General features: G+C 38.6%; 13 protein-coding genes. 10 read left to right on the plus strand and 3 right to left on the minus strand.

What is annotated here, in order from left to right; translation table 11 throughout:
* Positions 1-53: 53 nt before the first annotated feature.
* Entirely contained in the window at positions 54-644 is a 591-nt protein-coding gene (locus BEGALDRAFT_RS16545; RefSeq protein ID WP_157237618.1) for a hypothetical protein, read from the minus strand.
* Between the two features lie 258 nt (positions 645-902).
* On the opposite strand from BEGALDRAFT_RS16545, the gene BEGALDRAFT_RS16550 reads away from it, so the two are divergent.
* Genes BEGALDRAFT_RS16550 through BEGALDRAFT_RS16560 form a run of 3 tightly spaced genes read left to right on the plus strand, consistent with a single transcriptional unit; the run spans position 903 to position 1,925 of the window.
* Positions 903-1,283 (plus strand): helix-turn-helix domain-containing protein, encoded by a 381-nt coding sequence (locus BEGALDRAFT_RS16550; RefSeq protein ID WP_002691998.1) that lies wholly within the window; start codon positions 903-905, stop codon positions 1,281-1,283.
* A gap of 16 nt (positions 1,284-1,299) precedes the next feature.
* Positions 1,300-1,521, plus strand: coding sequence for a hypothetical protein (locus BEGALDRAFT_RS16555; RefSeq protein ID WP_002692000.1), 222 nt, complete (start codon positions 1,300-1,302; stop codon positions 1,519-1,521).
* A 2-nt stretch (positions 1,522-1,523) separates the two neighbouring features.
* Complete coding sequence (locus tag BEGALDRAFT_RS16560; protein WP_002692002.1) at positions 1,524-1,925, plus strand: type II toxin-antitoxin system VapC family toxin; 402 nt, start codon at positions 1,524-1,526, stop codon at positions 1,923-1,925.
* A gap of 42 nt (positions 1,926-1,967) precedes the next feature.
* On the opposite strand, the gene BEGALDRAFT_RS16565 is transcribed toward BEGALDRAFT_RS16560, so the two are convergent.
* Together BEGALDRAFT_RS16565 and BEGALDRAFT_RS16570 are read right to left on the minus strand one after the other, a co-directional pair.
* Positions 1,968-2,204 carry a helix-turn-helix domain-containing protein gene (locus BEGALDRAFT_RS16565; protein WP_002692004.1) on the minus strand — a complete coding sequence of 79 codons (237 nt, stop codon included), beginning with the start codon at positions 2,202-2,204 and terminating at the stop codon, positions 1,968-1,970.
* A complete protein-coding gene (locus tag BEGALDRAFT_RS16570; RefSeq protein WP_002692005.1) occupies positions 2,179-3,387 on the minus strand; it encodes a type II toxin-antitoxin system HipA family toxin in 1,209 nt (402 codons plus the stop codon). Before BEGALDRAFT_RS16570 ends, BEGALDRAFT_RS16565 begins: the two co-directional genes overlap by 26 nt.
* A gap of 170 nt (positions 3,388-3,557) precedes the next feature.
* Between BEGALDRAFT_RS16570 and polA the strand changes: the two genes are divergently transcribed.
* The 7 genes from polA (at position 3,558) to epmB (ending at position 11,658) form a co-directional block, all read left to right on the plus strand.
* Positions 3,558-6,299, plus strand: coding sequence for a DNA polymerase I (gene polA / locus BEGALDRAFT_RS16575; RefSeq protein ID WP_002692006.1), 2,742 nt, complete (start codon positions 3,558-3,560; stop codon positions 6,297-6,299).
* 17 nt (positions 6,300-6,316) lie between these two features.
* Positions 6,317-7,348: an Rpn family recombination-promoting nuclease/putative transposase gene (locus BEGALDRAFT_RS16580; protein WP_002692007.1), complete on the plus strand. Its 1,032-nt coding sequence runs from the start codon at positions 6,317-6,319 to the stop codon at positions 7,346-7,348.
* 154 nt (positions 7,349-7,502) lie between these two features.
* On the plus strand, positions 7,503-8,435 hold the full coding sequence (locus tag BEGALDRAFT_RS16585) for an energy transducer TonB (RefSeq protein WP_002692008.1): 933 nt from the start codon (positions 7,503-7,505) through the stop codon (positions 8,433-8,435).
* A 159-nt stretch (positions 8,436-8,594) separates the two neighbouring features.
* Complete coding sequence (locus tag BEGALDRAFT_RS16590) at positions 8,595-9,158, plus strand: YqgE/AlgH family protein (RefSeq protein WP_002692009.1); 564 nt, start codon at positions 8,595-8,597, stop codon at positions 9,156-9,158.
* A gap of 17 nt (positions 9,159-9,175) precedes the next feature.
* Positions 9,176-9,628, plus strand: a complete 453-nt coding sequence (gene ruvX / locus BEGALDRAFT_RS16595; RefSeq protein WP_002692010.1) for a Holliday junction resolvase RuvX — start codon at positions 9,176-9,178, stop codon at positions 9,626-9,628.
* On the plus strand, positions 9,629-10,597 hold the full coding sequence (locus BEGALDRAFT_RS16600; RefSeq protein WP_002692011.1) for an aspartate carbamoyltransferase catalytic subunit: 969 nt from the start codon (positions 9,629-9,631) through the stop codon (positions 10,595-10,597). It begins immediately after the preceding gene.
* A gap of 59 nt (positions 10,598-10,656) precedes the next feature.
* The gene (gene epmB / locus BEGALDRAFT_RS16605) at positions 10,657-11,658 is read left to right on the plus strand and encodes an EF-P beta-lysylation protein EpmB (protein ID WP_002692012.1); all 1,002 of its coding nucleotides are present in this window, start codon (positions 10,657-10,659) and stop codon (positions 11,656-11,658) included.
* The last annotated feature ends 115 nt before the right edge of the window (positions 11,659-11,773 follow it).

Raw genomic sequence — 11,773 nt, forward strand, 5'->3', positions numbered from 1 at the left:
CTAAAACTGAACCTAGCAGTTTTTTAGAAACCTGCTAGGTTTGATTTATAAACTCATTGACAAGTAAGTTGAAAATCCCAACCTGTACTATTATCTCCACGACATGCACCATTAACAGTAATAGTAACTAGTCCAGTTGCTGAGCTAAAGCCAAGAGGTTGACTTCTAGCACCAGAAGTACAACCTGTATTATAAAGTTGATAAGAGCCAGCTTTAATACTCAAAGCATCTGGCACATCATAAAAGTTGTATCCTATCCCTGTTATGGCTTTATTTCCAACAAAAACATTATAGGTAGAGTAGCCTCTACCCCCATTTTTAGAAATATTACAGTCAATATATTGTTCTTGACACGTAGCTTCTATTCCTTGATCGTTATCTATAAAATTAACTAGGGACTTCAATGCATTTTGAGTGATAACTACAAAAACAGATAGCGGTAGTGTTTTTGAGAATGCACCAGCTAAATCTCCGAGGAAGTCTATTACCCCCGTAATTCTGTCTCTAACTACTTTATGTTTATTTGCACAATTATAACGGGCATCTTCTAATGAAGAAGCTTGTTTAAATGCAGAAAGAAGTTCCGTATCTTGGTTTAGCTGATGCAATTTCAACTCCGTCGTTGATTGAGATTGAGCGGTCACTTGAGAAGTAACTTGAGAACATGATATAAATCCACTTGTCTCTATTACATCCCCCCAACAGAGTAATCATAATTATGAGTAAAAGAAGACTTTTGAATGGTTTATATAAGTACATATAAATATTCTCCTCTATCGAAATTAATATTGAAAGCATTTGCCCGCTTTATCATGTGGGAACAAAGCTTGTGTAACGATAAAGAATAAGTCTATGTTTATGAAGCGACTTAAAGTCTATTTACCAACACTATGAGAATAAAAATGCTACTCCATGAAAAAATTCAACTGATGCGCACACTCAAAGGATGGTCACAAGAGGAAATGGCTGAAAAATTATCTATGTCAGTCAGTGGGTATGCAAAAATAGAAAGAGGGGCAACAGATATTACAATGTCAAGACTTAAAAGTATTTCAGAAGTCTTAGGCGTTCAATTACAAGATTTATTTAGCCAAAGTGGAAAAGTATTAATTAACTTAGGTGAGATTCACGGATTAAATTACTCATACATTGATACTTGTAACATAACAGAATCTGAAAAAGAGTTAGCACATAAAATAGAAAGTTTAGAACTAATAGTTAAACAACAAACCAAAGAAATTGATTATTTAAAAAATATCATTGAATTAATGAAAAGCAAATAAACTAAGGATTGATATCATGATGATAGAAGCCGTTGTTGATGAACAAGGCGTATTAATTGCGCATTTACCCCCCTATCTAAAGGGTAAAAAGATATTGCTTTCTGTAAGACCATTATTAGAAACAGAATCGAATGTGATAACTATTTTAGATGTCTTTACAGAGGCAGATAAATTAGATATCCCTCGCTATACACAAACGGAGATTTTAGAATCATTACAAATGATTAAAGGGCAATAATAATGAAGTTAGCTTATGTAGATTCGTCTGTTTGGATAACACGTGTAGAAGGTTTATCAACGTATCGCAACACTTTGGATGATACATTACTGCAATTATTACAGAGTGGTTGGCAACTTTGTATTTCAGACGTTGTTATGTTAGAAGTCTTAGCAAAGCCTTATAAACAAAATCAAACAGAATTAATTAGTATTTATCATAAAATATTTAGCCATACTAAGCACTTAAAAACTCCTACAGATATATTTACCGATGCTTTATTAATTGTTCAATTAGAGCAATTAAATGCACTAGATGCGGTACATGTTGCATTAGCTCGGCATCATCATTGTCAAGCTTTTATTTCAACGGACAAACACTTACGTACTTTAAAAACAATTCAATCCATATGGGTTAAATTATAAGTCTTCATCGTATTTTACGCTTTATTCATTTCACCAGCCCCTTTATAGCTCATCCAACGTTGGTAAACCAAACCCCTGATTTGATGTAAATTCAATTTCATAACCCAAATTAAAAAGTATTAAATCTAACGTTTTAATAGAAGTATTGCCTAACTCTCCTCTTTCTACTTTTCCTAAAGTAACCCTACTGATACCACAGCGCGTCGATAATTGTTCTTGGGTTAAGCGTTTATCCTTTCTTAATTTTTTAATTTTATTTCCAATTTCGTATAATTTCATTTGGAATATCCTTGTAACTTTTTTCATCTAAAGATAACACCCAACTATCAAGCATTATTCGTCCTATTTTTTCAAAATCCTTATTTTTTAAAATATATGTTTGCAGCATAGCGATACTATTTTTTACAGCATTAATACATTCTTCATAAATACTTAATGCCTCACTTTCTTTTAAATAACAGCTTTGTAATCCAAATTTGATTAGCTCTTTTTTACCAAACCAGATTTTTTTGCCAAACATCGTTAAAGCGGGTTTATCACTATGAAAATAAGCAACTGTATTAACTACGTCATAAGCAGGTGAAAACCATATTTTTGAGAAATCTGTATTATATAGTACCCCAAAATTTTTAAGATGCGCATCTCCATTTTTAAGTAAAAAATTCATAATGATAACTTTATAAAAATATTCCATATCTTTTAATTTATTTGTTGATATTGCATATATCGTTTTTGCAACCAATTCATAACTACCACTATATTTTTCATCTTTATTTTTGCCAAGTAGTGTTAAAACTTCTTCAAATCCCCAAAAAGTATCTGTTTCTTTATCATAATTAAACCGTTCAACTAATAAAAATTTATTATTTTCAGATAATTTAATATTTGGTATTTTCACCCCTGTTTTTTCTATGGCTTTTAAGCAAAAGTACTCATTAAGTGCAAGTTGTGGATATTCTTCTCCCCAAGCTTTTATAATGTACTCTTTTGAGGCAATACTCTCTTTTTCTTTTAAAAGAGCCAGTGATTTTGGTTGAACACCAGAAATAGCATTTTTATCTAAAAAAGTAGTGATAATTTTTATAAAAGTATCGTGAGTATCATTTTTTAATATTTCATCTAAATCAAATGAAATAAAAGATTTTTTTAATACTTCACTTTCGTAGGATAGTCTTCCTTGAATGTTTGAACAAATGTGAGAAAAAATCAAGAATTCGTCAATATATCCATATTTTTTTGCCAAATATTTTTTAAATATTTCAAATAAATACCCTTCTGGCATATTCATATCAAAAATTGGATGTAATTTATAATCCCTGATATATGAGGAATTTTTATAAGGCATGATTAATGATATAGGCTTCCCTTCAACGGTATAGTTAAAACCATATTGATTTTTCTTAGACTCAAAAAAAAGTTTTCCTACTTCTTCATTATCCACTTTCACTTTTATGTCTTTCATCAAATATGCTCTAAATGATAAATTTACTTATCATTAAATGATTTTTCTGTAAAAATGTAAAGTAAATTTATCATTTCAAGAGATAGTATTTTTTAACAGAAATATCACTGTTTTTACTTCTCCCTTATACTTTAGAACACCTTTTAAAAAATCTACCGCTTGTGATAACGATGACAACCGCAAATACACTCTACCTTGTTGATGGTTCTTCTTATTTATACCGTGCTTTCCATGCAATGCCTTCTTTAAGTAACGCAGAGGGAACGCCAACAGGGGCAGTTTACGGGGTCACGAATATGTTGCGGAATTTGTTGAAAGAGTATCAACCGACTCATGCCGCCGTGATTTTTGACGCAAAAGGGGAAACTTTTCGCCATCAATTATCAGCGGATTACAAAGCAACTCGCCCACCAATGCCACCCGAGTTAGCAGAGCAAATCCCCGTGATTCACGAGATTGTGCAAGCAATGGGCTTTCCTTTGTTATCCGTTTCTGGGGTAGAGGCGGATGATGTGATTGGTACGTTAGCGCGACAAGCGGAACAAGCAGGGATGTCGGTTATTATCTTTACAGGCGATAAAGATTTAGCGCAGTTAGTCAATGCACAAATTACACTTGTTAATACAATGAATAATTCCCGTTTAGACCCACAGGGCGTTAAGGATAAATTTGGGGTGACACCGACACAGATTGTCGATTTTTTAAGTTTGGTAGGGGATAAGGTTGATAATGTGCGGGGGGTGGATAAGGTTGGGGAAAAAACCGCCGCGAAGTGGTTAGCGCAATATCACTCTTTAGATAGTATTGTCGCTAATGCTTCGGAAATTAAGGGGAAAGTTGGGGAAAATTTGCGGGCAGCGTTAAGTTATTTACCCTTAACACGGGAGTTAGTCACGATTTGCTGTGATGTGCCCTTAAGTGAAACGCCGTTAAGTTTAACCCTCGCAACCCGCAACGATGCTCGCTTGCATGAGCTGTATCAAACTTTAGAATTTAAATCATGGTTGCGCGATTTGTCGACCGCGACAGAATTAACAACAACTAGCAAAAAGACTTATAAAACTGTTACGCCAGAACCTGCAGAACCAATACAAGCGATTGAGCGAAATCCACAATATACGTGCATTTTAACGGAAGATGCCTTGCAAGCGTGGTTAAGCCGTTTAGCCGAAGCGACATTAATCGCTTTTGATACAGAAACGGATGGCTTAGATTATTTACAATCACAATTAGTCGGCTTGTCGTTTGCCTTGCAAGCAGATGAGGCGATTTATATTCCTGTTGCCCATGATTATATGGGCGCACCTGCACAATTAAGCCGTGAACGTGTGTTGCAATTGTGTAAGCCGATTTTAGAAAATCCAAAGATTGGAAAAATTGGGCAAAATATTAAATTCGACGCACATATCTTGGCAAATCATGGGATTCAGTTACAAGGGATTGCCTACGATAGTTTGCTGGAATCTTATATTTTAGACAGTACCCGCCCGCATGATATGGATTCGTTAGCCCTTGCTCATTTACAGATTAAAACTACGACTTTTGAAGAAGTTGCGGGGAAAGGGGCAAAACAATTGTTGTTTAGCCAAGTGGCTTTAGACGTAGCAACGGATTATGCGGCAGAAGATGCAGACGTAACATGGCAATTACACCGCAAATTGTGGGCAGACTTGCAAACAACGCCAAGTTTACAAACGATTTTTACTGAGATTGAAATGCCATTAATTCCCGTTTTGTTGACGATGGAACGAAATGGCGTAATGATTGATGCAGATAAACTCTATAATCAAAGCAATGAGTTAGCCAGTCAGTTACAAGCATTAGAATTACAAGCCCATGAACAGGCGGGCATGGTGTTTAATTTAAATTCGCCCAAACAGTTACAGACAATTTTATTTGAAAAATTCAATTTGCCCGTATTAGAAAAAACGCCAAAAGGTCAACCCTCGACGGCGGAATCTGTCTTGCAAGAGTTAGCAAATAATTACCCTTTACCTGCGCTGATTATGTCGCATCGCACTTTGAGCAAACTTAAATCAACCTATACCGATGCATTACCGCAACAGATTAAAGCGAAAACGGGGCGCGTGCATACCTCTTATCAGCAAGCCGTAACGACAACGGGTCGCTTGTCATCCACAGAACCCAATTTACAAAATATTCCGATTCGCACCCCTGAAGGTCGACGGATTCGTCAAGCATTTATCGCCCCCAAAGGCTTTAAAATCATTGCAGCGGATTATTCTCAAATTGAATTACGCATCATGGCGCATTTATCACAAGATGCAGGCTTATTAAAAGCCTTTAGTTTGGGCGAAGATATTCACCGCGCTACAGCATCCGAAGTGTTTGGCGTACCGTTAACGGAAGTCAGTGCGACACAACGGCGCAATGCAAAAGCGATTAATTTCGGACTGATTTACGGCATGTCAGCCTTTGGCTTAGGCAAACAGTTAGATATTGGACGCACCGAAGCACAAGGCTACATCGATGCCTATTTTACCCGCTATCCTGACGTTAAACGCTATATGAATGATATTCAACAACAAGCGCATGAGTTAGGCTATGTAGAAACAGTATTTGGTCGACGTTTATATCTACCTGAAATCAATGCACGTAACCATCAACGCCGCCAATATGCCGAACGAACCGCGATTAATGCGCCGATGCAAGGCACTGCCGCCGATATTATTAAAAAAGCGATGATAGTCTTGCATCAATGGACGCAAGAAAATACGTCAAAAATTAAAATGATTATGCAAGTTCATGACGAATTAGTCTTTGAAGTAGCTGATGATTTTATCGACATAGCGCGTGAAAAAATTCAGCAGTTAATGACTTCCGTTGCTGATTTACGAGTGCCATTAATAGTCGATGTCGGTGTTGGTAACAATTGGGACGAAGCGCACTAAAGAGTCGAGAAACCAAGATGCAAACCCTTCATGACCGAGGCTACAAAAAGCTCTTTTCCAATAAAACCTTTTTCCGCCAACTCCTACAAACCTTCGTCCCAGAACCTTGGGTTCAAGAAATTGACTTTGAAACCGCTGAACGTCTCGATAAATCTTTCATCTCTGAACACTACAAAGAAACCGAAAGCGATTTAATTTACAAAGTTAAATTTAAAGAACAAGAAGCCTATATTTATGTGCTACTAGAATTTCAATCATCCGTTGTATGGTTCATGGCGTTGCGCGTTCTACACTACCTCTGTAGCTTCTGGTTAGACTATGCGGAAACCCGTCCTAAAGTAAAAAAACTCCCACCGATTTTTCCTGTTGTTTTATATAACGGTGAAGAAAAATGGACGAAACCCACCCGATTACGAGAGATTTTAGAAGAACCCGACTTATTAAAAGGCTACACCCCTGACTTTCGCTTTTTCAAAATCGCTGAAAATGAATACAGTCAAGAACAACTGTTACAAATTAAAAATCTGGTTTCAACGCTATTCCTCGCAGAAACCTACCCCAACGATATAGAACTACTCATTACACAAGTACTAAACTTATTTGAAACTGAACAACAAGAAGGCGTTTCGTTATTAGCCAATTGGTTTGCACAATTAATGCTACACGGACGACGTTCAGCAGAAGACTACCAAAGTTTAGAACAGGTCTATCACGATAAATATGAGGCAAAAGCCATGTTAGATAATGCGATTCAACAAATACGGCAACAGGAAAGAGCTGTAGGCAGAGCCGAAGGTAAAGCTGAAGGACTGGAAGAAGGGATTTTCAAGGGGAGAGTGGAAGGTAAAGCAGAAGGTAAAGCAGAAGGTAAAGCGGAAGGCAAAGCCGAAGCCTTAATCGTGTTGTTAGAAAACCGTTTCTCGCCCTTGATGACGGAAGAAAAAGAACGCCTGTTTCAACTCAGCGATGAGAAATTAATAGCTTTACTGGTCAAATTCTACAGCATTGAGAATATCAGCGCATTTTGGCAGGAAATTGAAACTCATTAAGTAATTTCTTTTTTATGAGTACATGCGATAAATTTATCATAAAAATAATGAATTAGTTATCAAAGCTCACCTTTTACTTAAAAAAGTACCTTCTACTGTTTAGATTTGTTAAGATAAACAAATTTCTATTTGTCCTATAAGATGTTGTAAGATTATGAGTTCTTTACCACCGATTGTCATTGAGCCATCAACTGAACGTTTAATTGTCATGTCATTTGTGGCAATGCTTTTTCATTTATTCCTGCTCTATGCGGTGAGTTTTTCTGTGCCTAAAAGTCAGTCGACTTTGCGTAATCACATTATGGATGTGGTTTTAGTGCAGAAAAGTATGGAAAAAGCTCCCGCTGATGCTAAATTTTTAGCGCAAGCGAATCAGCAGGGGGGGGGCGCGGAAGAGGATGCGCAGCACCGACCTTCTACGCCAACGGTCGCCCCATTTCCTGATGAGATAGCGCGTTTAGTTGTTACGCCACCAGAGCAGCAAATTGCAGCCAGTGCAGTGCCTGAACCTGATTTAAAAGTTTTAACAGGTCATGTACCTTCCGCATTCAGTGTGCCCGATACGCAACGGATTAACCCGCCTGAAGAGGCTTCAGAATTAAATGGAGACGCGCTAGAAACGACTGTTTTATCGCCTGATGTGCCAAATACTCTGTTAATTATGAATGTCCGTGCTTCTTTAGCCAGTTTACAGGCGGAGTTAGATAAGAAAATCGAGAATTATGCGAAAAACCCGCGTAAAACGTTTATTGGTGCAAGCACTCGTGAGTATAAGTATGCGAGTTATATGGATACGTGGCGGTTACGAGTTGAACGAATTGGCAAGGATAATTATCCATTAGAGGCGAAGGTGCAGGGAGTGTCAGGAAGTCTGATTTTAGAGGTTGCGATTAATAAAGACGGCACAATTAATGATGTCAAGATTCGTAAATCTTCAGGTCATGTGGTGTTAGATGATGCTGCCTTAAGAATCGTACATTTATCGTCTCCCTTTGCACCATTGCCTGAAGAAATTCGCAAGGATACAGATATTTTATATATTACACGTACTTGGGAATTTTTAAATAATGGATTAAACACACATTAAACGGCTAAAAATGAGAGAATAATGTAAACAGCATAGACAATGGATGTCTTGGGTATTTGTTTGCGTCATTATCGTAAATCAATAAATACTCTTGCTTATGCTGTGTGCTTGTTTTTAGATTAAAATCTATTGACTTTTACCTGTAATGGATGCGACACAATGCTAGAAACTATTAATCTGACCAATCATTTTTTGATTGCGATGCCTAACCTAGCAGACCCTAATTTTTATCAGACCGTTACCTATATTTGTAATCATACTGCAGACGGTGCAATGGGCATCATTATCAATCGTCCGATTTTAGATGTGGATTTAGGTGATGTTTTACGCCATATGACGATTACTGTAACCGACCACTCTTCTGTGTTTTTACCTGTTTTTGAAGGGGGGCCTGTGCAGCGTGAACGCGGTTTTGTTTTACACAGTCCTGTTGGTAGTTGGGATTCTATGTTGACCGTTGGAGAGTTAGGGATTACAACTTCTCGAGATATTTTAACCGCTATTGCTAAAGGGGATGGCCCTAAACAGGTGTTAATTGCGTTAGGTTATGCAGGCTGGGCTGCTGGGCAGTTGGAAAAAGAGTTGTTATCTAATGCGTGGCTCATTATTCCCGCTGATAACAATATTATTTTTAATACTCCCCCTGAAAAACGTTGGAAAGCAGCAGCGAGTAAATTAGGGATTGATTTAAATCTCTTATCCAGTGAAGCAGGTCACGGCTAAACTAAATCGGCAAGGTCATGAGTACAAATCGTTATTTAACGGTATTAGGGTTTGATTATGGCTCGCGACGGATTGGGATTGCTGTGGGGCAAACCTTCACTGCTTCCGCACGTCCGTTAAAAGTCATTGCTTGCGATAAATTTAACGCGCCTGATTGGGCAAGTATTCATGCAGTGATTCAAGAATGGTCACCGCAACGCTTGGTTGTTGGTGTGCCCTATACCTTAAATGGTGCAGAAACAGAAACAACATTGGCTGCTCGTCACTTTAGCGAAGCCTTACAAGCGCGGTATAATCTGCCAGTCGATTTGATTGATGAAACCCTTTCTTCTATCGCTGCTGAACAAGCTATTAGTGAACGCTTTTCTGCAAAGAGTAAAAGTAAAGCCAAGCCTGCACTTGATGCGGTTGCCGCACAGGTGATTTTAGAAACATGGTTTGCAGAATACGCTAACACGGAATCATTGTGAATGAATGCAATACAATTAGATAAAAATGGGCGTTTAAAACACTTCTTAGGTATTGAAGGGTTAAAACGGGAGTTATTGCTCGAGATTTTAGATAACGCCGCTTTTTTTGCAGGCTTAGGCGAGCAAATTATTAAAAAAATTCCGTTGTTAAATGGTAAAACCATTATTAACTTATTTTTTGAACCCAGTACGCGCACGCGCACGACCTTTGAATTAGCGGCAAAACGTTTATCCGCTGATATTTTAAATTTTAATATCAGTGCTTCGTCAACCAGTAAGGGCGAGACCCTGATTGATATGTTGCACAATTTAGAAGCCATGCACTGCGATATGTTTGTGGTACGTCACGACCAAGCAGGGGCAGCGCATTTTATTGCCCAGCATGTTTCCCCACATATCAGTATTGTCAATGCTGGGGATGGACGGCACGAACACCCAACCCAAGCGATGTTAGACATGTTTACCATTCGTAAACATAAAGGCGATTTCACGCAATTACGGGTGGCGATTGTTGGCGATATTTTACATTCACGGGTTGCCCGCTCAGAAATTCATGCGTTAAATACTTTAGGCGTTGCTGAAGTGCGTGTCGTAGGCCCTAAAACCTTAATCCCGAAAAATATTCAGCCATTAGGCGTGAAAGTGTTTCACAATTTGCGCGAAGGGCTAAAAGATGTCGATGTCATCATCATGTTACGTCTGCAAAAAGAGCGGATGCAAAGCGCGTTACTGCCCAGTGAACATGAATACTTTCAATATTACGGTTTAACAGAAGAAGATGTCGACGTTGCCCATCCTGATGCGATTGTCATGCACCCCGGACCGATTAATCGCGGGGTTGAAATTGCCTCATCGGTTGCAGATGGTGGACGCTCCGTGATTTTGCAACAAGTGAGTAATGGGATTGCGGTGCGTATGGCAATTATGGCGATGACCTTAGGGGCGATGAATAAAGAATTTCGCTTTTAACCCATGGTTATTATGATAAATTTGCGTAGTTTTGTTAGTTGGGTGATAGAGCTGTTTTTATGATGACTCCTTTAACGCTTGTACATGATTTTCCCCAAAATACTTGGCAAACTGCGCTACAGCAAGCGATTCGTGACCCTGCGATTTTACTAAAACAACTCGATTTACCCCTTAGCCTGTTAAATCAAGTTTATAACCCTGCCCGTTTTGCTTTACGTGTTCCACAAGGCTACGTTGCCAGAATGCGCAAGGCTGACCCGCATGACCCTTTATTGCGCCAAGTCTTACCATTAGTCGCAGAACAAGAAAATATTGCAGGGTTTGTACTAGACCCAGTTGGCGACCACATTGCCGAAAAACATGCAGGGCTATTGCATAAATATCAAGGGCGTGTCTTACTCGTCACGACAGGCGCATGTGCGATACACTGCCGTTATTGCTTTCGCCAACACTTTGCCTATGGGGATGCTCACCCTTTACAATCGCCCGCCGTTTGGGATTATTTACAACGCCATACGGATATTAAAGAAGTCATTTTAAGCGGTGGAGACCCGCTTACCCTCAGTGATAAACGTTTAACAGACTGTATTCAACGGTTAGCCAGCTTGTCCCATATTCAACGCCTCCGCATCCATAGCCGTTTACCAGTTGTCTTGCCTGAACGTATTACCCCTGAGTTATTGCAACTACTGACACAAAGCCGCTTACAACCTGTGTTAGTCATCCACAGCAATCATCCAAATGAATTAGATACAACCGTCGTTACTGCGTTAAAACAACTCGCGGATGCAGGTATCAGCTTATTAAACCAAGCGGTTTTATTAAAAGGGGTTAATGATAACATTGCAACCCTTGTCCAATTAAGCGAAGCGTTATTTCAGGCGCGTGTCATGCCTTACTATTTAAACTTATTAGACCGCACACAAGGCACAGCACATTTTGAAGTAAACTTAAGCACTGCCCAACATCTTTTAGAAGGGTTGCGCCGTCAATTATCAGGTTATTTAGTGCCGAAATTAGTCCAAGAAATTGCGGGCGCACCTTATAAAGTCCCTGTCTAGTCCAAGACTCACGCGGTATGATTAAACATCCTCAGATGAGGAAACCTTGATTAAGCGGTTATATTGCATTACGTTGTTAGCCCATTAATCCCTGCCACAGTGCCCATTTGCGCGA

The organism is Beggiatoa alba B18LD (assembly GCF_000245015.1).
Classification (GTDB): domain Bacteria; phylum Pseudomonadota; class Gammaproteobacteria; order Beggiatoales; family Beggiatoaceae; genus Beggiatoa; species Beggiatoa alba.